The sequence below is a fragment of the Pseudomonas sp. JUb42 genome (assembly GCF_024807945.1).
Classification (GTDB): Bacteria; Pseudomonadota; Gammaproteobacteria; order Pseudomonadales; family Pseudomonadaceae; genus Aquipseudomonas.
In genome coordinates, this window is the sequence record NZ_JANUFD010000009.1 from 68,566 (window position 1) to 91,115 (window position 22,550).

The window sequence follows — 22,550 nt, forward strand, 5'->3', positions numbered from 1 at the left end:
ATGGCCTAGACACTACGCCTCTGTTTGGCAGATGTCATGAGACAGCGCTGTCGCTCAATGAATACGGAGGTTTCCTGATGCATTCCAGATTCGTTGGAGCGAGGCTTGCCCGCGAATCACACGACTCGGTATGTCAGACACACCGCGTTATCGTTCTTCGCGGGCAAGCCTCGCTCCCACAAAATCCCAGCCCCCCCCCCGGCAATCGACCAGAGGCCCTAGCCATCTTTAAACGAAAAGAGTACAAATGTACTCCATGACAACTTTACCTCCCAAACGTGCTGCGATCCTGACCTTCATCCGCGATCGCATTGCGCAAAACGGCCAGCCCCCCAGCCTCGCGGAAATCTGCGAGGCCTTCGGCTTTGCCTCGCGCAGTGTGGCGCGCAAGCATGTGGTGGCGCTGACCGAAGCCGGTTTTATCGAGGTAACGGCGAATCAGGCCCGGGGCATTCGCCTGATAGCCAGCGGCCCGCGCGCCGAACTGCTGCAAGTCCCGATACTGGGCCGGGTCGCAGCCGGTGCACCGATTGGCCCGGATATCGATATCCACGACACCTTCACCCTCGACAGCCGCACCTTCCTGCGCCTCCCCGACTACCTGTTGCGGGTCAAGGGCGACTCCATGATCGACGACGGCATTTTTGATGGCGATCTGGTCGGCATTCAGCAAAGCGCCGAGGCCCGGGACGGGCAGATCGTTGTCGCGCGGCTGGATGGCGAAGTCACCATCAAGCGTCTGGAACGCGGTCGTGACGGCCTGCGTTTGCTACCGCGCAACCCAGCCTATCAGCCGATTGTCGTGCGGCCTGATCAGGACTTTGCCATCGAAGGCGTGTTCTGCGGCCTGGTGCGCCGGGAAAGATGGGCGCGGTCGTCAGCCTCGACGCGCTGCTGGACGAGCGTCGGGTCTGGAAAGGTCGCCAGCAGGTCCAGCCGGTCGCCGCGCAACCGACCGGCCATGCCTTGCTCGACGCCGCTCTGCCCATGGGCGGCTGGCCTCCGGCGGCGCTCTCGGAAATCCTCCTGGCCGCTGACGGCAGTGGCGAACTGCGCTTGTTATGGCCGACCCTGGCACGGCTGGCCGACAGCGGCGAGCGTATCGTTCTGGTCGCGCCGCCTTATGTACCTTATGCCCAGGCCTGGCAGGCTGCCGGGGTGGATCTGCGCCAGTTGTCGGTGATATCCGCCGATGAGCGCGATGCCCTGTGGGCCGTGGAGCAATGCCTGCGCTCCGGCAGTTGCGGCGCCGTGTTGTGCTGGCCGCGCAAGGTCGATGACCGGGCCCTGCGCCGCCTGCAAGTAGCAGCGGAAACCGGCGAGACCCTGGCCTTCGCCTGTCGCGGCCAACAGGCGGCGGCCAACCCATCGCCGGCGGCCCTGCGCATTGCCATCGATGCGCGCCCCAGCCAGTTGCGGGTGCTCAAGTGTCGCGGCGGTCTGCCCCCCTCCTCACCGATCCCCTTCACCACCGACGCCTGAGGTCGCTATGCTCTGGGCCTGTGTCCTGCTGCCACAACTGGCGCTGGACGGCGTCATGCGTCGTCGTGCCAACCCCGAAGAACCACTGGCCTTGATCAGCGGCACGGCCCAGCGCCGGGTCCTGCAGACGGTCAATGCCGCCGCCAGGGAGCTGGGGCTGCGCCCCGGCCAGTCATTGAACGCCGCCCACGCCATGACCCGTGAGTTCGCCACCGTTGAATACGACCCGGCACAGACCGATCACTGGCACCGCCTGCTCGCCGCCTGGGCCTATCGCTTCAGCTCCCAGGTCAGCCTGAAATACCCGCGGGTGCTGTTGATGGAAGTTGAGTCGAGCCTCGGTCTGTTCGGTCCCTGGCCAGTGTTTGAAGCACGGTTGCGCGAAGAGTTGACGGCGCTGGGTTTCAGCCATCGGATCGTCGTAGCGCCCAATCCGGTGGCGGCGCGGATGCTGGCCAATGTCCATGATCGCCTGGCCGTTACCTGCACTGCAGAGCTGCAAGAACTGCTGGAGCAGATGCCGGTCAACCGTATCGGCCTGCCCCAGGACGTCGCCACCGCGTTCGCGCGCATGGGTTTGCATCGCCTGCGTCAGGTCCTGGCCCTGCCCCGTGACACTCTGGCCCGGCGCTTTCCAGCCCAGGTACTGCAACATCTGGACACCCTGCTTGGGCGTCGGCCCGTGGCGCTGCAATGCTATGTGCCGCCGGACCATTTCGACACGCGCCTGGAACTGAATTTCGACGTCGAATCCCATCAGGCCCTGCTGTTTCCGCTCAAACGCATGATTGCCGATCTGGCCGTGTTCCTCGGCGGGCGCGACAGTGGCGTGCAGCGTTTCGTCATTCACTTGGAGCATGTTCCCAGTGTCGGCAGCGTGGCGCCGGACACCCTGATCCCGGTCGGCCTGCTCAGTGCTGAACGTGAAGCAACTATGCTGTTCGAACTGGCTCGCGGCCGTCTGGAACAGGTCGTAGTGCCATCTCCGGTGCGCGCCCTGCGCCTGCAAGCCAAGGACCTGCCCGCCTTCGTGCCGTCCCATCGCGAGCTGTTCGATGACCGGCCGCAGCAGAATATGCCCTGGGAGCAACTGCGCGAGAGGCTGCGGGCGAAACTGGGCGACGAGGCTGTCAGCGGTTTGAGTTTCCAGGCCGATCACCGTCCGGAATGCGCCTGGCAAAGCTGCTCGACGAACAAGCCCGCGACCGTCATCAGTTCGGTGCCGCGCCCTGGCTGGCTGCTGCCCGAGCCTGAGCCCCTGGCCCAAGCCAGCGTGCGGGTGCTGGCCGGGCCCGAACGGATCGAGTCCGGCTGGTGGGACGGCGGTGATATGCGCCGCGACTACTTTCTCGTCGAAACCCGCAGCGGTCAGCGTGGCTGGGCTTATCGCCGGGTCGGCGATGACAGCGACCTGTTGCTGCATGGCTGGTTCGCATGAGCGCTGATTACGCCGAGCTGCATTGCCTGTCCAACTTCAGCTTTCAGCGTGGTGCATCCAGCGCCAAGGAGTTGTTCGAACGGGCCAAACTGCATGGTTATCAGGCCCTGGCGATCACCGATGAATGCACCCTGGCCGGGATCGTGCGCGCCTGGCAGGCGGCAATGGGCTGTGAACTGCCACTGATAATCGGCAGCGAAATCACCATCGAGTTCGGTCCGAAGGTGGTGTTGCTGGTGGAAAACCTGACCGGTTATCAGGCGCTCTGCCGTCTGATCACCCAAGGCCGGCGCCGCAGCAAGAAAGGCGAATACCGGCTGCTGCGCGAGGATTTCCAGGGACCGCTTGCCGGGCTATTGGCCTTGTGGGTGCCGGACCTCGAGCAGGATGCCGATACACGTCAGGAACAAGGTGAATGGCTGCGTGGGACTTTTCCGCAGAATCTGTGGCTGAGCGTCGAACTGCATTGCGGGCCGGATGATCGCCAGCGCCTGAGCACTCTGCTCGCCCTGGCACGATCCCTGGCCATCCCGGCAGTGGCCAGTGGCGACGTGCACATGCATGCCCGGGGTCGGCGCGCCTTGCAGGACACCATGACCGCGATCCGCCATCACACCACCGTGGCCGAAGCCGGGCATCGCCTGTTTGCCAATGGTGAACGGCACCTGCGTGCACCCGCAGCATTGGGCGAGATCTATCCGGCACACCTGCTCGATGAAACCCTGAATATTGCTCGGCGCTGTACGTTCAGCCTTGATGAGTTGAAGTACGAATATCCCCGTGAACTGGTGCCCGCCGAGCAGACTCCGGCCAGTTGGCTCAGGCATCTGACCGAGGAAGGTGCGCGCAAGCGTTGGCCGGAGGGTGTGCCAGCGGTTGCACGGGAAGCTATCGAAAAAGAGCTGAGAATTATCTCGGTAAAGAAATACGAGAGCTATTTTTTGACGGTGCATGACATCGTCAATTTTGCTCGTAATCAGAGCATTCTCTGTCAGGGTCGTGGCTCGGCGGCCAACTCAACGGTTTGTTTCGCACTGGGCATTACCGAGCTGGATCCAGCCAAGATCAATCTGCTGTTTGAACGTTTTATTTCCGAAGAGCGTGACGAGCCGCCAGATATCGATGTGGACTTCGAGCACGAACGTCGCGAAGAAGTCCTGCAATACGTATTTCGCCGATATGGCCGAGGCCGAGCTGCTCTTACGGCGGTGGCCAGTACCTATCACGGCGCCGGAGCGATTCGTGATGTCGCTCGGGTGCTGGGCCTGCCGTCCGACCAAATCAATGCTCTGGCCGACTGTTGCGGACGCTGGAATGACAACATCCCGCCAGCAGAACGCCTGCGCGAGAGCGGCTTTGAACCGGACAGTCCGATATTGCGTCGAGTCCTGGCATTGACCGGCGAATTGATCGGTTTTCCTCGCCATCTTTCGCAACACCCCGGCGGCTTCGTAATCTCTGAGTATCCTTTGGAAACCCTGGTGCCGGTGGAGAACGCCGCTATGGCCGAGCGCACCATCATTCAGTGGGACAAGGACGACCTTGATCTGGTCGGCCTGCTCAAGGTGGATATTTTGGCTCTGGGTATGCTGAGCGCGTTGCGCAGGACATTCGATCTGGTGACCCGTTATCGAGGTTATGACCTGACCATCGCGAAGATTCCAGACGCAGACAAACCCACTTACGACATGATCAGCCGCGCCGACACCGTCGGCGTATTCCAGATCGAGTCACGGGCGCAGATGTCGATGCTGCCGCGGCTCAAGCCACAGAAATTTTACGATCTGGTGATCGAGGTTGCCATCGTTCGACCCGGCCCGATTCAGGGCGACATGGTGCATCCGTATCTGCGCAGGCGAAATGGTGAAGAAGAGGTCACCTACCCTTCAGAAGAACTCAAAGTGGTCTTCGAGCGCACGCTGGGTGTACCGCTGTTTCAGGAACAGGTCATGCAACTGGCGATTGTCGCTGCTGAATATACGGCTGGCGAAGCTGATCAGCTGCGCCGCTCCATGGCCGCCTGGAAGCGTCATGGGGGTCTTGAGAAGCATCGGGATCGGCTCACCGAGCGGATGCAAAAAAAAGGTTATCCAGACGACTTCATCCACCGCATCTTCGAACAGATCAAAGGCTTCGGCAGCTACGGCTTCCCCGAATCCCATGCCGCCAGTTTCGCCCTGCTGACGTACGCCAGTTGCTGGCTTAAATGCCATGAACCGGCCGCTTTCACCTGCGCCCTGATCAATAGCTGGCCCATGGGTTTCTATACCCCCGACCAGCTTTTGCAGGATGCTCGTCGCCACCATATCGAAGTGCGCCCGGTGGACGTGCGCTACAGCGATTGGGACTGCTCACTGGAACCCCTGGAAAATCGCGAATACACCCAGAACCTGGCGATCCGCATGGGCCTGCGCATGATTCGTGGCCTGCCTGAAGAAGATGGCCGCCGCATCGAACGGGTGCGCCAACAGCTTGAGTTCCGCGACGTCACCGACCTGTGCGTACGCGCCGACCTGGACAACCGCGCCCGGGCCCTGCTTGCAGACTCAGGCGCCCTGCGCGGGCTGGTCGGCCATCGCCATCGTGCCCGCTGGGAAATTGCCGGAGTCGAAGTGCAACGGCCATTGTTCGGCGATGACTGCTTCGGCGCCGAAGCGCAGGTCGTTCTGCCCTTGCCCAGCGTCGCCCAGGACCTCAAGGCCGACTACGACACTCTCGGCACCACCCTCGGCCCCCATCCCCTGGCCCTGCTGCGCAATAGCCTTGCGGCCAAGCGCTTTCGCAGCGCCAAGGATCTGCTCGATGAAGAACACGGCCGCAACTTCAGCGTCGCTGGCCTGGTGGTCGGACGCCAACGCCCCGGCACCGCCAGCGGCGTGACCTTCGTCACCCTGGAAGACGAACACGGCACCATCAACGTCGTGGTCTGGCGCGACCTGGCCGAGCGCCAGCGCAAGGTCCTGGTCGGCTCGCAACTGCTGCAGGTGTTCGGCAAGTTCGAGTTTCAGAACGGCGTGCGCCATGTAATCGCCCAGCGCTTGTTTGATCTAACGCCATTGCTGACCGGGCTGGATGTGCGCAGCCGCGATTTCAAGTGATGGTGCAGTGGGAGCGAGTTGATTCGCGAAGAGGCACTTTACAATCGCTGCATTTTCAGCGGCGGAAACATTGCTTTCGCGAATGAATTCGCTCCCACAATCGCTCCACAGAATGTTGGTGATCAGTAGGTTTGCGATTACCGGTCCTATGAAAGATCTAATCCACAGCCCGCCCAAATCCCCGAACTCCCCCGTCGATGACTCTCCAGCAAGTGCGTATCCACCATGCCAATCGCCTCCATCAAGGCAAACATCGTGGTCGGCCCGACAAAGCTGAAACCGCGCTTGCGCAGCGCCTTGCTCATGGCCAGGGACTCGGCTGATGTTGTCGGTACTTCCTCCATGGTCCGGGGCATCGGGGTGATCGGGGGTTTGAATGACCAGATGAAATCGGCCAGGCCGCCATCCGCTCGTAGCCTGATAGTGGCCTGGGCGTTATTAATGGTGGCGAGGATCTTGGCGCGGTTGCGGATGATGTCGGCATCGTCCATGAGCCGGGCGATATCGTCCTGATCGAAGGCGGCGACCTTATCCGGATCGAACTGTGCAAACGCCGCCCGAAAAGCTTCGCGCTTGCGCAGGATGGTCAGCCAGGACAGGCCCGATTGGAAGGCTTCCAGGCTCAAACGCTCGAACAACCCGCGCTCGTCATGAATGGGCATGCCCCACTCGGTGTCGTAGTAGTGCTTGAGCAACAGATCAGTCGCTGCCCAGGGCGGCCGGACCAGCCCGTCGTCGCCGGTGACCGGATGAACGGGCTTGACCCTGGCCACTCGTTCAGCAGGCGGTTTGGCTGGCTTTTTTTGTTCGTTGGTCATGCAGCAAGGCTTCCAAAAGCTGATTGACGAAGATGACATAGCGACTGGCCAACCACTCACAGCGCTCCACGGCCGGGAGTCTACTTCGCCGACAACACCACGCCCACTGAAGATCCCAGGCATTTGCGAGCATCAGGTCATCGTCCGTATGCTTGGCACTCCATCCCTGATCCTGAAGGCAGCGCCATGAGCATTTCTGTCACTATCATCGGCGCAGGCCTCGGCGGCCTGACCCTCGCCCGGGTCCTGCATGTTCACAATATTGAGGTTACGGTCTACGAGGCCGATGCCTCTGCCGATGCACGCGCCCAAGGCGGCATGCTTGATATCCATGACTACAACGGCCAGGTGGCATTGCAGACGGCCGGTCTGCTGGAAAGCTTTCGCGGCCTGATCCTTGAGGGTCGCGAGGCGATCCGGATTCTTGATCGGGATGCCAATGTCTTGTTTGAAAAACACGATGACGGCAAGGGCGGACGCCCCGAGGTCATGCGCGGCGAACTACGTCAGTTGTTGCTTGATTCGCTGCCTGCCGATTGCGTCAAGTGGGGCCATAAGGTCAGTGAAGTACGCGCCCTGGACGAGGCTCGCCACGAGGTCACCTTCAGCAACGGCGCCTCTGTTGTCACAAGCCTGTTGGTCGGCGCAGACGGCGCCTGGTCCAAGGTGCGCCCGCTGCTGTGCGATGCCACCCCCGCGTACACGGGCAGAGCGCTTATCGAGACGTATCTGTTGGACAGCGACAAACAGCACCCGGCCACGGCACAAGCGGTCGGCCAGGGATCGCTGTTTGCGCTGGCGCCAGGCAAGGGCATTCAGGCCCACCGGGAAAAGGCCGGCACCCTGCACACCTATGTGGCGCTGAGCATGCCTGAGGCCTGGTTTGCTGACATGGACCTCACCGATGCCGAGGCGGCCAAGACCCGCATCGCCCAGCAATTCCCTGGCTGGGCTCCAGCGCTCACCGCCTTGATCACCGCGTCCGATACGCCCCCGGTATTTCGCCCGCTCTACGCCCTGCCAGTGGGCCAGTGCTGGGAACGGGTAGCCGGGGTCACGCTGGTCGGCGATGCTGCCCACCTTTCGGCGCCCAACGGTGAAGGGGCCAATCTGGCCATGCTCGACGGCGCCGAACTTGGCCTGGCGGTTACCCGGTATCCAGACGACCTCGAAGCCGCTCTGGCCGAGTACGAGTTGGCCATGTTCACCCGCAGCACTGATGCGGCCATCGATGGCGATCAACTCTATGAACTGCTGTTTGGTGACGATGCACCCTACAGCCTGGTCAAGGCTTTCAGTTCGGGGACATAGGCAGTCTCCGGTGCCAGGGCAAGCCCGCTACACTGATACCACGCGCTATCAGTGTGCGGCCCGCTTCTCTCGGAGTTCAATGATGCGGTTGTGTATCGTCCATCTGTTGTTGGGACTGTTCAGCGTGACTGCATGGGCTGATCAGCCCGGTGCCGTGATCTACCTGCCCGAGGCCATGCCGTTGGCGACTTCGTCCAATTCAGCCAGGCATGGCCTGTTCGGCGATATCGCCCTGGAGGCCCTGGACCGGGCCGGGTACCGGGTGACGATCAAGTCCGATCCCGTACTGCGCGCGACATCACGCTTGCGCGAAGAGGAAAACCTGCTGTTCACGCCCTTTTCCCGAACCCCCGACCGGGAGGATCATTACACCTGGGTCGCGTCGGTGATGCCCCTGCCCCGAGCCTTTTTCAGCTATACCGAGCCGGTGCAGGACTTCGAACAGGCACGCAAACGTTACAAGCGCATCGGCGTCGGCACTGGCACCGCCCAGGAAGAAATCCTGCTGCGCCAAGGCTTCAGCCCCAGCCAGATCTACCCGCTGAAACTCGGTGATACGCCGATAAAACTGCTGGAGCTGAACCGTATCGACGCCTGGTTCACCGTGGTGCCGGAAGGCAAGTACGACTGGGGACGCAGCAATAACAAACCGCTGCTCATGAGCCCGGAACTGGCCAGCACTGATATGTATCTCGTCTGCTCGAAACGCTGTGACGCCACCATGGCAATGGCGTTGCGTCAGGCCATGGACGCCCTGCGCGCCGACGGCACGATCAGCCGTATTCAGGCTCGCTATCTGGGTGAACCGGACTGACCGACTGAATCAGGCGCGGCCCAGTTGCTGGCGAATATGCCGGGCCAGTTCATCGGCGGCGGCACTTGCAGTCCCTTTGGCGCGATGCAGCGAGATGGCGAACGGCGCAAGCTCCGGCAACTGTGCATCAGGGGAAAGAATCTCGAGGCCAGCCGGCAGTGTCGATTGCAGCCATACCGACACCGCCAGATCGTTGCTGACCATGGCCACGGTCGCTTCGAGATTGCCGCTCTCGAACAGGGTCTTCCAGGGTCGGTCCTGACTCTCCAGCGCGGTGATCACCGGCGCACGAAAGGCGCAGGTGTCCGCCACCAGTGATACCGGGAGCGGCGTCTTCAGAAAGGCCGTGCCGCCCTTGGCCCCGGCCCATACCAGACGCTCGATGGACAGGCATTCCCCCGAGGCCGCCGTAGCGACTTCTTCGACAATGGCAAGATCCAGGGAACCGTTGGCTATTTCAGCAGAGAGCTCACTGGACGAACCACATTTGAGCGACAGCTCTACCTGAGGATTGGCCTCGATATAGGCCTTGAGGGTCGGTGCAATCCAGGCCCCGGCCAGATCGTAGGGCACACCCAGGCGAACACGGCCCTGCATCGCGTCGCCCTTGACGTCCGCCCAGATCTGCTCGTTGAGCGCCAGCATCTGCCGCGCCTTGGTAAACAACCGCTCGCCCAGGGGCGCCAGGCGCATGCCGCGTCGGTCCCGCACGAGCAAGGGCGCACCCATGACCTCTTCCAGCCGCTTGATCTGCTGGCTGATCGCCCCTTGGGTCAGATGCAGAAATCGGGCAGCCGCAGTCATGCTGCGTTGTTCGGCAACCACGACAAAGGTGCGCAGCAGGAGCAGGTCGAGAGTACGCATAGGCAATCTATTAGGGATCTTAATTCATAAGATAACAAACATTAGTTTCCATACTAATCGGCAAGCCGGTATCTAGTCGAGATCATTTATGGAAACCGGCCCATGCTCGAATCATTACTCCCGCTCCTGCTGTTCGTACTCATCTCTACCTTCAGCCCCGGTGGCGCCACCACCCTGGCCACGGCCTCCGGCGCGAACTTCGGTTGGCGGCGCTCATTACCGCTGCTGGCGGGCATATCCTTTGGCCTGGCGAGCGTGGCTGCTGCGGCAGCGGCCGGGCTCGGCGGCTTGATCCTGGCGATACCGTCCCTGCAATTGGCGATGAAGCTGGTGGGCTCGATTTATCTGCTCTGGCTTGCCTGGCAGATCGCCCGCCGTGGTGCTCCGGGCGTCGCTGGCACCAAGGAAAAACCGGCAAGTTTTGTCACTGGCGTCTGGCTGCTCTGGCAAAACCCCAAGGCCTGGGCCATGACCCTGAGCGCTGCCGCGTCCTTTGCTGCATTAGCCCAAAGCCCTACAGCACTGGCTTTGTTGCTGGGTTCGGTGTTTGCCCTGAGCTGCGCGCTGTCGCTGACGACCTGGTGTATCGCTGGGTTGATGCTGGCGAGGGCGCTGAAGAGCGAGCGACAGTGGCGGATGCTGAACATGGCGTTGGGGGGGTTGCTGGTGGCTTCTGTTGTGCCGATCTGGTTTTAGATATCTGCGGATCTGGAATGCGATTTCGCAGGATCAATGTGTGGGCACAATCTCGCGCAATACCTCGATAAGCGCCTGTAACCCCGACGGCACATGACGGTGCCCAGGGTAATACAGGAACAGCCCGGCAATCCGCGGGCACCAGTCCTCCAGCACCGTTACCAGCCGCTTGTCCGTCAGGGCCTGGGCCACCATATGTTCGGCAACGTAGGCGATACCCAGCCCGGAAACAGCGGCGTCGACCATGATTTGCGGGTTATCCAGGGTCAGTTGCCCCTTGGGGTCGATGACCAGGGATTGCCCGTGTTTTTCAAACTCCCAACGATAAGGCTTACCGCTGGGCATCCTGATGCAGATGCATTGGTGCCCGAACAGATCATCCGGCGTCCGCGGAGCCGAATGGCTGCTGCAGTAGCCGGGCGACGCGACGGTGACAAACCGGGTATCGGGACCTATGGGCACGGCGATCATGTCCTGGGGGATCGACTCACCCAGGCGAATACCCGCGTCGAAACCCTCGGCGACGATATCCACCAGACGGCCCTCGGTGACCATATCAACAGACATCTGCGGATAAGCCGCGAGAAACCTCGGCAATGCGGCCTGCATCAGAATCCGCGCCGCCTGCTCGCTGGCATTGATACGCAGGGTGCCACTGGGCAGATCGCGGAACTCATTGACCTCTTCCAACGCCAGTTCGACCTCGCGCAGCACCGGTCCCAACCGCATCAGCAGACGCTCTCCGGCAGCCGTAGGCGAAACGCTGCGGGTGGTGCGATTGAGCAGGCGCACCCCAAGGCCGGCCTCAAGCGCCTTCATCATATGGCTGAGGGTCGAGGCTGACAGACCCAGCTCATCAGCTGCTTTACGAAAGCTGCGATGGGACACGATCAGGGTCAACGCACGCAGATCGGCCAGTGACAGCGGCAATTGATTCATGGCTATTTTTCATCAACTCATGCGGAATCTGCCCGATAGTAGCAGCAGTCAAGGGTGCGTAGTGTCGGTCATCCATAGCCAATCGGCTTGTCACCTGGAGGATTCACACATGAGCACAACCTGGCTGATCACTGGCAGCTCGTCCGGCATTGGCCTGGCGCTGGTCGAACATCTGTTGGAACGGGGCGACCGCGTGGCGGCGACCTTGCGCAAGCCCGAGGTATTGAAGGATTTGCAGGCCCGCTATGGCGAGCGCCTGTGGACAGCGGCACTGGATGTCAACGACACAGCGGCCATTCGCCGGGTCATCGAGCGCGCGTTCAGCGAACTGGGCCGTATCGATGTAGTAGTCAGCAATGCCGGTTACGCCTTGTTTGGCGCCGCCGAGGAAGTCAGCGATGAACAGATCGAGCTGCAACTGCAAACCAATCTGTTGGGCTCGATCCAGGTGATCCGTGCCTGTCTGCCGCGTCTGCGCGCCCAGGGCGGCGGGCGGATTCTGCAGGTCTCCTCTGAAGGCGGGCAGCTCGCCTATCCCAACTTCAGCCTCTATCACACCAGCAAATGGGCCATTGAGGGCTTCGTTGAGTCGGTGGCCCTGGAAGTCGCACCGTTTGGTATCCAGATCACCCTGGTGGAACCGGGGCCGACCCGCACCAACTTCGGCGCGGCTTTGGTCAGCCCGCCGGTGATGCCCGAGTACGACAATACCCCGGCAGGTGATGTACGCCGGGCGATTGCCAGCGGTGCGTTTCCCCTGACCGGCGATCCACAGAAAATGGCCAGGGCCATGCTGGACATCGCCCAGGTGCAAGTCGCGCCGAGACGCCTGCTGTTGGGCCGTGGCGCCTATGAGCGGGTCCACGCAGCCCTCAGCCAGCGTCTGGCCGAGCTTGAGCACTACCGGGAGCAGGCGATGGGCACCGAGATTGATTGAGCCGCCTTAACGGCGCGGGTGAAATCCCTTAGTCTTGGCCGCTTGAATGGCTCGATCGGTCCGGCGACTCGCCCTATGAATTCAATCGATAAACTCATCGCGCTGGCCAATGTGCGCGGCAGCCTGGATCTGCGTTGTCAGTTTCAGGGTGACTGGGCGCTGGAACATCAACAGGAAGCGCTGGGCATGGCGCCCTATCATGTGGTGCTGAGCGGGGAATGCCGGGTGGAACTGCCCAGCGGTCAACGCCTGTCCATGGGCGCTGGCGATATTCTGCTGTTGCCGGTCGGCAGCGCACACGTCATCCGCAGCCCGGGCAAGAGCGTCGCGTCGAGCGAACCCCGAGTGATAAAAGGCAGCGGTTTGCCGGTACATCGCATTGGCTCGGCCAGTGCCGATCTGGACATGCTCTGCGGGCGCTTTCACTACAACCGCGCTTCGCTGCTGTTTGCGGCGTTGCCCGAGTATCTGCTGATTTCCAGGGAGACCCTGCCCGCCACTGGCTCGCTGTCAGCACTGGTCAACATTCTGCGCGACGATGCGGACGGCGAACAGGCAGGCGCGCGGTTCCTGCTCGACGCACTGTCCCAGGCCCTGTTCACCCTGATCCTGCGTGCGTACCTGACGACAAACACCCAGGCCAGCGGCACCCTGGCATTGCTCACGGACAAACGCCTGAGCCAGGCCTGGCAGGCAATCCTCACCGACCCGGCCCATGACTGGACCATCGAAGCCCTGGCCGACACCGCGAGCATGTCCCGGGCCACCTTCATGCGCGCATTCACCAAGGTCGCCGGCGTTTCGCCCTGGGTGCTGCTGACCCGGATCCGCATGGAACTGGCTTTCAGCCTGCTGACCCATTCGCATTTTGGCCTGAGCGATATCGCCTTGCAGGTCGGCTATCAATCCCAGGCGGCGTTCAGCAAGAAGTTCAAGGAAGTGTATGGCGAGTCGCCGGGGCGGGTGCGCAAGGGGTTGGCGTGATCGCGGCGAGGACTGCATACCCCCCGGGGCGATGGGCGCAGGGAATTTGGGAATTGTCTGACAGACGCCAGCTTGAAAACTGCCGAAAATCCCGTCTTGCTTGCTGTGCTGACAGCTTCCATCAAACCCGCTGGCATCTGTAAGCGTCCGTCCACCAGCCAGTATCACCTCGCAAAAATTTGGAGATATCATGAGGATATCAATTACGCTGTACGACGCACTGACAGCCATTAATGTGCCCAACGACAAGGCCAAAGCAGTAGTGGATGCCTGGTAGATCGATGTGGAAAAGCTCGCAACCAAGACGGACCTTCAACAAGTAGAGACCCGGCTCACAGCCTCGATCACTGAACTGCGTTCAGAAATGAAGGTGATGCGCTGGCAACTCGGCGCCATCTTTATCTGCGTGGTCGTACCTCTGGTAAAAATGGCCTTCGACCTGCTGCCTCGGCTCTGACACCTCAGGACTCCCCCGAACCATTTCCCCTCGGATCTCGCTCCCATGACCGCCAGTGACGGCAAAGCCCTCCCCCCGAGCCCCGCCAACCATCACTACACCTGCCGCGAACTATTGCAGACGGGCATGATCGGGATTGTCGGCGGCATGCGGTCACCCGCCAGGGCCAGGGCGCTTATCGATCTGGTCCTGTCACTCGGTGGCACTTACTACCTGCCCTATCATTTGCATGCGACCCGGTAACAGTTCGCCCAGGCCTATCCCCGAGCACAAGAGCTTCTTGCCCTCAAGTCCAGGGTCGACCCGGCAAGCGCTTTCGCAACAGGTTCTGGGATAAATATTTTAGTCTGTAGCCCCGCCAATTAGTCAATCTTTTAACGTGTAGCCCGCTCTCTCTCGACCGGTCGGGATTCGCTCAATGCCGCTAAAACCCCACCATAAACTGTGCAATAGCAAGAAAAAGCACCTAAAAGTCTGACGACTGACGTCACTCTAGCCTAGCTAACCCGTAAAATAGTATTACTATATGGCCAGCCTGATCTTTCGCCACGTACCCGCGTGCCGATGCGGGCTACCTGTCGGCACCAACAATAATAAGAGGTGTTCCATGGCCATACCTGCTCCTGCGTCATCCGCAGCTGATGCGCAATCTCTTGAAGATGCGCTGTACCGCAAGGTCAACTGGCGGATCGTCCCGCTGTTTATCCTGTGCTTTCTCTTCGCCTATCTGGACCGGGTCAATATCAGCTTTGCCAAGCTGGAGATGCAGAACGACCTGGGCTTCAGCGATACCATCTATGGTTTGGGCGCCAGCCTGTTCTTTGTCGGTTATTTCCTGTTTGAGGTGCCGAGCAACGTCCTGCTGCACAAGATCGGCGCGCGCTTGTGGATTGCCCGGATCATGGTTTCGTGGGGTATCACCTCGGCCTGCATGATGTTCGTGCAGAGTGAGTTTTGGTTCTACACCCTGCGTTTCCTGATCGGCGTGATGGAGGCCGGTTTTGTTCCCGGCGTTCTTTACTACTTCACCCAGTGGTATCCAAGTAACCGCCGGGCGCAGGTCAACAGTTACTTCAAAAGCTCCATCTGCCTGTGCGGCATCGTCGGCGGGCCACTGGCCGGGCTGATTCTTGGGCAGCTCGATGGCGCCCTGGGCATGGCCGGGTGGAAATGGCTGTTTCTGCTTGAGGCCATCCCCTCGATCATTCTTGGCGGCGTGGTGTTCTGGTTGGTGTCCGACCGCATCGAAGACACGCCCTGGCTCACCGCTGATGAAAAACGCTTGCTGACCCTGCGCATGGCCCAGGACTACAAACCCAGCGGCAAGTCATCCCTGGCCGGCCTGTGGCGCCAGCCCACCACCTATGTGATGGCGGCGATTTACCTGTGCCTGGTCATGGCCCTGACCGGTCTGCTGTTCTGGATGCCGCAACTGATCCGCAGCGCAGGCGTCAGCGATACCCTGCATATCGGCTGGCTGACCATGGTGCCTTACCTGGTCGCAGTGGTATTCAACCTGAGCGTCGGCTACAGCTCCGACCGCCGCGGTGAACGACGTTGGCATATGGCGGGTTGCGCGCTGTTGACGGCCGCCGGCTATCTGGTCTGCGCCATGACTGCGGGCCAGTTGTTGCCGTTGATGATCGGCATGAGCATGATCATGGCGGGGATCATCGCCTGGATGCCGATTTTCTGGACCATACCGCCACGCTTCCTCAGTGGCGTCGCAGCAGCGGCAGGCATCGCTCTGATCAACTCCCTGGGTCAGCTCGGCGGCGTCATTGCGCCATTCATGATCGGCCGTGTGCGCGACCTCACCGGCGCCACCACCTCGGCGCTTTATCTGCTGAGCATCGTCAGCCTGCTGGCCGTGGCGTTGATTCTCTGGGCAGTGCCCAAGGCCTATTACCGGACGCAGTCGGAGCCGGATGTGCAAACGGTCGATGACTCGACAATGCCGCAGGGCATGGTGGCAGAGTCGCGCCAGTAAGCGTTGACGCGGTTTTTCCGTAGGAACAGCTTTAGCTGCAAGGGCGCTCACCCGGCTAAAGCCGGTCCTACGGTATGTACTGGGATTTATTGGTGCCCTACCCGCGTATCACCTCGACGAATTGCCTCACCATCTCCCCGGCATCACGCCGACACGCCAATGAGACCGTGCTGACACAGCCTGGCTCCGCCAACGGCACGAAGCGTATCGATGGCGGGGCAATGGCGCGCATGCACTCGGGCAACAGCGCCACGCCGAAGTTGGCCTGGATCAACTGCAACTGAGTGGTCTTGCGCGACACCACCTGGGCGGCGCGAGGAAAGAAACCGGCCTCCATGCACAACGACGCACACAGATAACTCAGCCCGCCGCGCTGACGGTGAGGCACGGAGATAAAGTGCTCCTCGCGCAACTGCGCCAGCGTCACACGGGCTTCCTCAGCCAGCGGGTGTTGCGCAGCGACTGCCAACAACAGGGGTTCGCTGAACAGCGTGTGAATCTCCACAGCTTCGTGCTGGCGCAAGACGGGAAGGCGTAGCAGACCGATATCCAGATGCCCTTCAGCAATATCAGCCAACTGGGCCTCCGACGATTGTTGGGCGATCTCGATGGAGACCCCCGGATTGCCCTGCAAATAGACGCCAAGGCGCTCCAGTAAAAGCCCGCTCAAGGGCACGGTGCTTGAGTGATTCAATTGCAGGCTGCCGAGCAAGCCTTCGCCGACTTCCCGGGCCAGGCGTTCGGCCTTGTCCAGGTCGGCCAACAGTTGTCGCGCGCGCCCCAGGAAAACCCGCCCTGCGCCGGTCAGCCGCGGCTGGCGGGCGGTCCGCTCGAACAGCAGCGTACCCAATTGCTGCTCAAGCTCCTTGATTTGCCGACTGAGGGCCGATTGCGCAACGAACAGGCGCTCGGCGGCGCTGCTGAAACTGCCTTGCTCGGCGATTTCCACGAAATAACGCAGTTGGCGAATAGAGGTCATGCTTGATATGCCGTAATGAGATGGCTAATGGCAAAATTACATATTAGTCGGCATAGCTTGGTCGTGGCTAACTTCACCTTATCTCTCGCGGCAAGGACCCGTCATGCTCAGTTCCCTCTTCGCACTTGTGCCGTTCACCTCATTGGATTGGTTGATCATATTGGCGAGTATCGGCGCGGCCTACATCGTGTTCGGCATCGCCGGTTTCGGTACAGCACTGGTGGCGGGCCCCATACTGATCCGTTTCATGCCCCTGTCGCAGATCATCCCGCTGCTGGTGCTGCTGGATTTTGTCGCTGCATTCGGCAACTGGCTGCCGACACGCAAGGCCGTAGTACGGGAGGAACTGCTGCGGCTGCTGCCGTGCATGGCCGTGGGTTGCAGCCTGGGAGTCTTGTTTCTCCTGCAGCTCAAGTCCGACTTGCTGATGCTGCTGATGGGCCTGTTCATCAGCGCTTATGCGCTGTATAGCCTGGCGGTGAAGGTCCGGCCCGCGCGCCTGAACAAGCTATGGGCGTTGCCTGCCGGTATGGTCGGAGGCTTGTTTGGTGCGTTGTTCGGCAGCGGCGGTTTTCTCTACGCGCTCTACCTCAACGCCCGGCTGACCTCCAAGGAACAGGCCCGGGCCACCCAGAGTGCGCTGATCAGTTGCAGCACGGTGGTTCGCCTCGGGTTGTTTCTGCTCGCAGGGGTTTATGCCGATACGTCCCTGCTGGTGCTTGCCGTGTGTCTGCTGCCCATGATGTTCGCCGGACTGTGGATCGGCCGAAGCCTGACCCTGAAGCTGTCTCGCGAAACCTTTGTGCGGCTGGTGACCTGGCTGGTACTGGCCAGCGGACTGGCGCTGCTTGCCCGCTATTTCAATGGTTGAGAATTGCGTTGTCTGTTCCCCGAACGGCTCAATCTCCGTTCAGGGTATGGCGATAGGGAGCAGATGCGGGACCGTGTCCTTTTCAGCTCCACAGGGTTCGCCCGAAAAAGGTCAGGGCACGATCCCAGGCCAATTGCGCCCAGACCGGATCATATTGAGTACCGGGTATACGCCCGCTGCCGACCGCCGTTTCATTGGCGAACGCATGATGGGCCAGGTAGCGGTGAAACTCGAAATCAACGCCTGCGCTGGCGAGCTTTTCCTCCAGTTTGTCGACACCTTCTGCCGGAAAGAACTCGTCCTGTGTCGCCCAGTGTGCCTGTACGGGCACCTTGATGGCCCGCGGATCAAGATACTCCAGTGGCGGCATGCCATAGAACACCACGCCCGCCGCCAGCTCGGGAATGGCATTCAACGCCAACAGCGTCAGCGCCCCGCCCATGCAGAAACCGGTGACGCCGACCTTTTGCGTGTGGCCCTTGAGGTATTGCACGGCACCGCGAATGTCCTGACCGGCCGCATCGGCAAAGTCGAGCTGTTCCATCAGGTGATGGGCTTCCTCTTCTTCTACGGTCATCGAGCCGCGATACAGGTCCGGAACCAGCACCACATAGCCCGAGGCAGCCAGGCGATCAGCAACGCCGCGAATCTGTTCGTTCAGCCCCCACCATTCCTGAATGACCACAATCCCCGGCGCGCCTTCGCGCTTGGCGGGCGTGGCCAGGTAACCACTGAGGTCCTTACCGTCCGGGCGTTTGAAGGTAACCATCTTTGCGGTCTGGTTCGTTACTGATTGAGTCACGTCAGTCTCCCTCGTATCACAGAAATATTCATGAACAAGCGCCCGGTACGGCCAGTTGGCGTTCACCCCAGGCCCGCCAATGCACCCAACTTGTGACCAGTGCCACCAACAATAGTGCACTGAGATAGACCCGGCTGGTGTCGAGCAGGCCGAAATGCCCCACGGCAAAACCGGCCATGATCGGCGGCAGGCTCAACGACAGATAACAGGCAACGAATATGGCCGCAAACAGCTCGGCGCGCTCATGCTCGTCGGCCAGCGGCGCCAGGGTTTGCAGCACGGCAGAGAATCCGGCACCCGAACCGATACCGGCGATCAAAGTGCCGATAAAGAACAACACGACGCCTCCTGAACTCAGAGCGATCAGCAAGATAACCAGGCCTGCCGCAATGGCGACGCCTCCCAGCACCGCGCACGCTGGCGCTGAAAGTGCCCGGGCCATGAACGCTGCAGCAATGGCTGCGGGACCGCAGAGCGCAGCGACCGTCAGGCCATTGAGCCCGGCGCTCTCGACTTTGAATACCGAGGTAAGAATGGACGGCGCCAGCGCCATGTACAGCCCGCATAACGCCCATATCGCCAACAGCAACGGCACGGCGCGAAAGTAAGGGCTTCGGGCTTTCGCACTCACCGAAACTCGCGGTTTCAACGAACCCCAGGCACCCCGGCGCCGGGTGGCCGTTTCCGGTACGGCCACAACGCCCAGCGCTGCCAGGGGGAAGATAAAGGCCAGAATGGCGAACACCATCACCTCGGGCTGCGCAATCCAATACACCGAGAGCCCGGTGATCAACGAGCCGGTAGCCAGCCCGGACAACGGCGCAATGCTGCTGAACAAGGCCCCGGCCTTTTTACGGGTGGCTGGCGCCGCCTCGACCACTGCCGCCGACAAGGCACCGCTGGCAATGCCGGTGGCCAGGCCTTGGAGACAGCGCGCCACAATCAATTGGTTGATGTCTGCGGCCCAGGCAAACATCACCATCGCCAACGTCTGCAGGATCAAGGCGCCAATGATCACCGGGCGTCGACCTATGTGATCCGACAGCGCCCCCGCGCTGAGCAGCGCAACCAGCAGCATGATGGCGTAGGCCGAAAACGCGAGGGTCAGCATCCCGGAGGAAAACCCCCAATGCTGTTGAAACACCACGAACAGGGGTGAAGGGGTACTGGCCGCAAAGAAAAACGCGAACAGCACCACGGCCAAGAGCGGGAAAGCGAAACGGCCTGCTTTGCTGCTTGAGTCGGACATATCAATCTCCTGATGCCTTACCGCCGGGCAAAGGCCTGAACGATGCGTCGAGCAATATCGCCGTGTTCTTCTTCCAGCGCGAAATGCCCGGTGGCGTAATGCTGGATCTGCGCCGTGGGCAAGAACACCTTGATGGCGTCTGCACCGCGCGGTACGAAAATCGGATCACCGTCGCCCCACACGACCAGCGTCGGGGGATGGTTTTTTTGCAGGTAGGCCTGCCACTGCGGGTAGAGGGCAAGGTTGCAAGCGATGTCCAGTTGCAGATCGGTCATGACGCGGCGTTTATCGGGATCGCCAAGGGCGAACGCATCATTGGTCCAGGCATCCGGATTCAGCTTGTCCGGGGCGCGGGCGCCGTGCCGATACAGAAACAGATCCGTTGCCACAACGACGCGCGCCTCGGCTGCCTTGCGCTTTTCTGCTGTTGCCGGGCCAACTGATGCCTGAACAGCCAGCAGTCGCGACGGTTCCCATCCGTCCACAGAGATTGGCGTATTTTGAATGACCAGCCCGCGTACCCATTGAGGATGCAGAACAGCCAGGCGCATCCCCACCGGCCCGCCGAAGTCCTGCATATAGATCACCGCGCGGTTGACCCCGAGTTGTTGAACAAACTGCTCTATCGATCGGGCCACCGCATCAAAGGTCAGCGCCGCCCCTCCTTCTGGTGGGGCCTCACTGTTGCCCATGCCCGGATAGTCCGGGGCGAGCACATGAAAATCCGCTTCAAGCTCCGGGATCAGATCACGGAACATATGCGAGGAAGAAGGGAATCCGTGAAGGAGCAAAATGGTCGGCTTGCTGGCATCACCCGCCTCCCGATAAAACAGTTTTCTGCCGTCGACGGTCGCATACCGATAGCGGGTATCGGCCATCGCCAGACCCGCCCAGCCGAGCATCAGTGCGACCAGCGTCATGCACACTGCCCTGATGGTGATCCTATGAAGCCCCATGGCGCGCTTCCTCGAATAGACGACGTGGATCGATATGGCTGAAATGCCGGACAATCGTAACATTTCAACCATAATTTAATAGCTGCAAAAACGATGTATGTTCGAATCAACAGCGATGCTTCTGGTTTATTTCACGGCGTTGAGGAACAGCGTCGCGTGTTTGACGAACAGGTCCGGGTATTGATAGATCGCGCCGTGGTTGGAGTCCGGGTAGATCACCAACTGGGCATTTGGCAGGTTCTGTTGCAGGGTCACGTCGTTGGCGGTGTAGAAGACAATATCGTTGCTACCGGCTACGACCAGGGTCGGTTGCTTGATGGCTTTCAGATAGTCGTTGGCATGCTCGGCGGAGGCGCCCCACCCGGCAATCGCTGCAGCCTGGGCGGGCGCGGTCTTGCCGTTGACGTCGACATCGCGATCGACCTTGCGCGCGCGCAGGCGGTTGAGGAATTCATGGCCCGAGGCCTGGCTTTCCGGCGTCTGGGTAAAGAACACATCCAGCAGCAGCTCATCCGGCACCTCGCGCTTTTTGGCCAGATAGCCCTGGAATTCCGGGGTCAGCGCAGCCATGCCGACGCCGCCGCGAGGTGACGAACCGACCAGGATCAAACGACGCACCAGATCGGGGTGATCCAGGGTCACTTGTTGGGCGATCAGGCTGCCCATGGAAAAGCCGAGCAGATCGGCTTTCTTCACATTCAACGCCTTGAGCAGACCGGCAGCGTATTGGGCCATGTCTTCGATATTGTTCGGCACTTCACCGCTGGAGCTGGCGACGCCGGCGTTATCGAAGAGGATGACTTCGCGATCATGAGCGAAACCGTCGATGACTTGCGGGTCCCAGCTGTCGAGGTTGCCGACGAAGTGCTGCAGGAACACCAAAGGCACGCCACTGGGCTTGCCGAACCGGCGATAGGCCAGGCGCGCGCCATCGACCTCGACAAACCGGGTCGGCGCCGTCTGATGGGTGTAGCTATGAGCAACATTGGAGGTTGCAGGCGCGGTGCTGGCCTGGGCGGTCAGTGTCCCGCAGGCAGCGGCCAATATGGCGATAGCAAAAGTATGGCGCAGAGCGCGTGCGGTGTTGAAAACGATCATGTAGGTGTACCTGGAAATGGGGGGGCGAAGTGGTATGCCCCGGCCAGACGCGGCCGGAGCAGATTCGGATCAGGCCGGGTTTTTCACGCTTGGACGCTGCTGGACCAGGCCTTGCCAGGCGACCAGCGCCGTGCATTCATCCGGAATGGCAATGCTGGCGAAACCGGCAAAGATCAGCCCCGCATACACCGTGATGTCGGCCATGGAGAACTGCTCACCGGCGATGTAGGACTGATTGCGCAACACCTTGTCGAAGTACTTCATCCCGGCAACGGCTTTTTCGCGCTGGCGGTTACCCCAGTCCACGCGTCCTTCCCACTCCGGGCTCTTATAGGCCTGCAAAGCGGCGCCCAGACCCGGCGTGGCATGGTGAAAGTAAAAGCCCACCGGATCGGCCAACTCTGACTCGGCGCGTTTCTGCATCATGTGGATGATGGCTTTTTCCTTCGGCGTCGAACCGGTCAGGGTGGGACTGCCCTCCAGATTGTCGAGGTATTCGGTAATCGCGGTGCACTCGGAAATGTTGGTGCCATCATCGAGTTGCAACACCGGCACAGTGCCCAACGGGTTTATGTCAAGAAATGCCGGCTGCTTGTGCTCAGCGGCTGGCAAGTCGATCTTGATGAACTCGACTTGGGAGGCCAGGCCTTTTTCTGCCAGGACAATGCGAATGCGCAGCGGGTTGGGGAAACCGGGAATATCAAACACTTTCATTGCGAGCTCCATAGCTATCTACCTAGTGATAGATATACAATGAATTGGAAATT

General features: G+C 60.9%; 21 protein-coding genes and 1 pseudogene. 13 read left to right on the forward strand and 9 right to left on the reverse strand.

From position 1 onward, the window contains the following. Positions 1 to 247: 247 nt before the first annotated feature. The 4 genes and pseudogenes from lexA to M2401_RS18750 all read left to right on the forward strand — a co-directional run. Positions 248 to 859 (forward strand): annotated as a pseudogene (gene lexA, locus M2401_RS18735) (transcriptional repressor LexA); the annotation flags it as partial. A 5-nt stretch (positions 860 to 864) separates the two neighbouring features. After that, positions 865 to 1,482: a translesion DNA synthesis-associated protein ImuA gene (gene imuA / locus M2401_RS18740; protein WP_259105035.1), complete on the forward strand. Its 618-nt coding sequence runs from the start codon at positions 865 to 867 to the stop codon at positions 1,480 to 1,482. Positions 1,483 to 1,489: 7 nt separating this feature from the next. Then, the gene (locus M2401_RS18745) at positions 1,490 to 2,920 is read left to right on the forward strand and encodes a DNA polymerase Y family protein (protein ID WP_259105036.1); all 1,431 of its coding nucleotides are present in this window, start codon (positions 1,490 to 1,492) and stop codon (positions 2,918 to 2,920) included. After that, positions 2,917 to 6,018, forward strand: coding sequence for an error-prone DNA polymerase (locus M2401_RS18750; protein WP_259105037.1), 3,102 nt, complete (start codon positions 2,917 to 2,919; stop codon positions 6,016 to 6,018). Before M2401_RS18745 ends, M2401_RS18750 begins: the two co-directional genes overlap by 4 nt. Before the next feature lie 146 nt (positions 6,019 to 6,164). Here M2401_RS18750 and M2401_RS18755 read toward each other — a convergent pair whose 3' ends face one another. Further along, a complete protein-coding gene (locus M2401_RS18755; protein WP_259105038.1) occupies positions 6,165 to 6,836 on the reverse strand; it encodes a DNA-3-methyladenine glycosylase I in 672 nt (223 codons plus the stop codon). A gap of 186 nt (positions 6,837 to 7,022) precedes the next feature. On the opposite strand from M2401_RS18755, the gene M2401_RS18760 reads away from it, so the two are divergent. Beyond that, a complete protein-coding gene (locus M2401_RS18760) occupies positions 7,023 to 8,147 on the forward strand; it encodes an NAD(P)/FAD-dependent oxidoreductase (protein ID WP_259105039.1) in 1,125 nt (374 codons plus the stop codon). Positions 8,148 to 8,226: 79 nt separating this feature from the next. Then, positions 8,227 to 8,961 carry an ABC transporter substrate-binding protein gene (locus tag M2401_RS18765; protein ID WP_259105040.1) on the forward strand — a complete coding sequence of 245 codons (735 nt, stop codon included), beginning with the start codon at positions 8,227 to 8,229 and terminating at the stop codon, positions 8,959 to 8,961. A 9-nt stretch (positions 8,962 to 8,970) separates the two neighbouring features. Here M2401_RS18765 and M2401_RS18770 read toward each other — a convergent pair whose 3' ends face one another. Further along, positions 8,971 to 9,825, reverse strand: a complete 855-nt coding sequence (locus M2401_RS18770; RefSeq protein WP_259105041.1) for a LysR family transcriptional regulator — start codon at positions 9,823 to 9,825, stop codon at positions 8,971 to 8,973. A gap of 102 nt (positions 9,826 to 9,927) precedes the next feature. On the opposite strand from M2401_RS18770, the gene M2401_RS18775 reads away from it, so the two are divergent. Further along, positions 9,928 to 10,521 carry a LysE family translocator gene (locus tag M2401_RS18775; RefSeq protein WP_259105042.1) on the forward strand — a complete coding sequence of 198 codons (594 nt, stop codon included), beginning with the start codon at positions 9,928 to 9,930 and terminating at the stop codon, positions 10,519 to 10,521. A gap of 33 nt (positions 10,522 to 10,554) precedes the next feature. Here M2401_RS18775 and M2401_RS18780 read toward each other — a convergent pair whose 3' ends face one another. After that, complete coding sequence (locus tag M2401_RS18780) at positions 10,555 to 11,460, reverse strand: LysR family transcriptional regulator (protein WP_259105043.1); 906 nt, start codon at positions 11,458 to 11,460, stop codon at positions 10,555 to 10,557. Positions 11,461 to 11,569: 109 nt separating this feature from the next. On the opposite strand from M2401_RS18780, the gene M2401_RS18785 reads away from it, so the two are divergent. From M2401_RS18785 to M2401_RS18805, 5 genes are all read left to right on the forward strand, one after another. After that, complete coding sequence (locus M2401_RS18785) at positions 11,570 to 12,397, forward strand: SDR family oxidoreductase (protein ID WP_259105044.1); 828 nt, start codon at positions 11,570 to 11,572, stop codon at positions 12,395 to 12,397. A gap of 75 nt (positions 12,398 to 12,472) precedes the next feature. Then, on the forward strand, positions 12,473 to 13,381 hold the full coding sequence (locus M2401_RS18790; protein ID WP_259105045.1) for an AraC family transcriptional regulator: 909 nt from the start codon (positions 12,473 to 12,475) through the stop codon (positions 13,379 to 13,381). A gap of 283 nt (positions 13,382 to 13,664) precedes the next feature. Next, complete coding sequence (locus M2401_RS18795; RefSeq protein WP_259105046.1) at positions 13,665 to 13,838, forward strand: hypothetical protein; 174 nt, start codon at positions 13,665 to 13,667, stop codon at positions 13,836 to 13,838. Positions 13,839 to 13,883: 45 nt separating this feature from the next. After that, the gene (locus M2401_RS18800; protein WP_259105047.1) at positions 13,884 to 14,081 is read left to right on the forward strand and encodes a hypothetical protein; all 198 of its coding nucleotides are present in this window, start codon (positions 13,884 to 13,886) and stop codon (positions 14,079 to 14,081) included. Between the two features lie 364 nt (positions 14,082 to 14,445). Further along, positions 14,446 to 15,828, forward strand: coding sequence for an MFS transporter (locus M2401_RS18805; RefSeq protein WP_259105048.1), 1,383 nt, complete (start codon positions 14,446 to 14,448; stop codon positions 15,826 to 15,828). 97 nt (positions 15,829 to 15,925) lie between these two features. Here the strand turns inward: M2401_RS18805 and M2401_RS18810 are convergent, their stop codons facing one another. Beyond that, a complete protein-coding gene (locus tag M2401_RS18810; RefSeq protein WP_259105049.1) occupies positions 15,926 to 16,807 on the reverse strand; it encodes a LysR family transcriptional regulator in 882 nt (293 codons plus the stop codon). A 103-nt stretch (positions 16,808 to 16,910) separates the two neighbouring features. On the opposite strand from M2401_RS18810, the gene M2401_RS18815 reads away from it, so the two are divergent. After that, on the forward strand, positions 16,911 to 17,678 hold the full coding sequence (locus M2401_RS18815) for a sulfite exporter TauE/SafE family protein (RefSeq protein ID WP_259105050.1): 768 nt from the start codon (positions 16,911 to 16,913) through the stop codon (positions 17,676 to 17,678). An 82-nt stretch (positions 17,679 to 17,760) separates the two neighbouring features. On the opposite strand, the gene M2401_RS18820 is transcribed toward M2401_RS18815, so the two are convergent. From M2401_RS18820 to M2401_RS18840, 5 genes are all read right to left on the reverse strand, one after another. Further along, positions 17,761 to 18,447, reverse strand: a complete 687-nt coding sequence (locus M2401_RS18820; RefSeq protein ID WP_259105320.1) for a dienelactone hydrolase family protein — start codon at positions 18,445 to 18,447, stop codon at positions 17,761 to 17,763. 61 nt (positions 18,448 to 18,508) lie between these two features. Beyond that, positions 18,509 to 19,729, reverse strand: a complete 1,221-nt coding sequence (locus M2401_RS18825) for an MFS transporter (RefSeq protein ID WP_259105051.1) — start codon at positions 19,727 to 19,729, stop codon at positions 18,509 to 18,511. Between the two features lie 17 nt (positions 19,730 to 19,746). Beyond that, the gene (locus M2401_RS18830) at positions 19,747 to 20,649 is read right to left on the reverse strand and encodes an alpha/beta fold hydrolase (RefSeq protein WP_259105053.1); all 903 of its coding nucleotides are present in this window, start codon (positions 20,647 to 20,649) and stop codon (positions 19,747 to 19,749) included. 162 nt (positions 20,650 to 20,811) lie between these two features. Beyond that, on the reverse strand, positions 20,812 to 21,783 hold the full coding sequence (locus M2401_RS18835) for an alpha/beta fold hydrolase (RefSeq protein WP_259105054.1): 972 nt from the start codon (positions 21,781 to 21,783) through the stop codon (positions 20,812 to 20,814). A 69-nt stretch (positions 21,784 to 21,852) separates the two neighbouring features. Beyond that, entirely contained in the window at positions 21,853 to 22,497 is a 645-nt protein-coding gene (locus tag M2401_RS18840) for a glutathione S-transferase (RefSeq protein WP_259105056.1), read from the reverse strand. Between the last annotated feature and the right edge of the window lie 53 nt (positions 22,498 to 22,550).

Bases quoted from the DNA above. Each gene is read 5' to 3' on its own strand.
- imuA (WP_259105035.1), top strand. From the start codon at position 865: ATGGGCGCGGTCGTCAGCCTCGACGCGCTGCTGGACGAGCGTCGGGTC.
- M2401_RS18745 (WP_259105036.1), top strand. From the start codon at position 1,490: ATGCTCTGGGCCTGTGTCCTGCTGCCACAACTGGCGCTGGACGGCGTC.
- M2401_RS18750 (WP_259105037.1), top strand. From the start codon at position 2,917: ATGAGCGCTGATTACGCCGAGCTGCATTGCCTGTCCAACTTCAGCTTT.
- M2401_RS18755 (WP_259105038.1), bottom strand. From the start codon at position 6,836: ATGACCAACGAACAAAAAAAGCCAGCCAAACCGCCTGCTGAACGAGTG.
- M2401_RS18760 (WP_259105039.1), top strand. From the start codon at position 7,023: ATGAGCATTTCTGTCACTATCATCGGCGCAGGCCTCGGCGGCCTGACC.
- M2401_RS18765 (WP_259105040.1), top strand. From the start codon at position 8,227: ATGATGCGGTTGTGTATCGTCCATCTGTTGTTGGGACTGTTCAGCGTG.
- M2401_RS18770 (WP_259105041.1), bottom strand. From the start codon at position 9,825: ATGCGTACTCTCGACCTGCTCCTGCTGCGCACCTTTGTCGTGGTTGCC.
- M2401_RS18775 (WP_259105042.1), top strand. From the start codon at position 9,928: ATGCTCGAATCATTACTCCCGCTCCTGCTGTTCGTACTCATCTCTACC.
- M2401_RS18780 (WP_259105043.1), bottom strand. From the start codon at position 11,460: ATGAATCAATTGCCGCTGTCACTGGCCGATCTGCGTGCGTTGACCCTG.
- M2401_RS18785 (WP_259105044.1), top strand. From the start codon at position 11,570: ATGAGCACAACCTGGCTGATCACTGGCAGCTCGTCCGGCATTGGCCTG.
- M2401_RS18790 (WP_259105045.1), top strand. From the start codon at position 12,473: ATGAATTCAATCGATAAACTCATCGCGCTGGCCAATGTGCGCGGCAGC.
- M2401_RS18800 (WP_259105047.1), top strand. From the start codon at position 13,884: ATGACCGCCAGTGACGGCAAAGCCCTCCCCCCGAGCCCCGCCAACCAT.
- M2401_RS18805 (WP_259105048.1), top strand. From the start codon at position 14,446: ATGGCCATACCTGCTCCTGCGTCATCCGCAGCTGATGCGCAATCTCTT.
- M2401_RS18810 (WP_259105049.1), bottom strand. From the start codon at position 16,807: ATGACCTCTATTCGCCAACTGCGTTATTTCGTGGAAATCGCCGAGCAA.
- M2401_RS18815 (WP_259105050.1), top strand. From the start codon at position 16,911: ATGCTCAGTTCCCTCTTCGCACTTGTGCCGTTCACCTCATTGGATTGG.
- M2401_RS18820 (WP_259105320.1), bottom strand. From the start codon at position 18,447: ATGGTTACCTTCAAACGCCCGGACGGTAAGGACCTCAGTGGTTACCTG.
- M2401_RS18825 (WP_259105051.1), bottom strand. From the start codon at position 19,729: ATGTCCGACTCAAGCAGCAAAGCAGGCCGTTTCGCTTTCCCGCTCTTG.
- M2401_RS18830 (WP_259105053.1), bottom strand. From the start codon at position 20,649: ATGACGCTGGTCGCACTGATGCTCGGCTGGGCGGGTCTGGCGATGGCC.
- M2401_RS18835 (WP_259105054.1), bottom strand. From the start codon at position 21,783: ATGATCGTTTTCAACACCGCACGCGCTCTGCGCCATACTTTTGCTATC.
- M2401_RS18840 (WP_259105056.1), bottom strand. From the start codon at position 22,497: ATGAAAGTGTTTGATATTCCCGGTTTCCCCAACCCGCTGCGCATTCGC.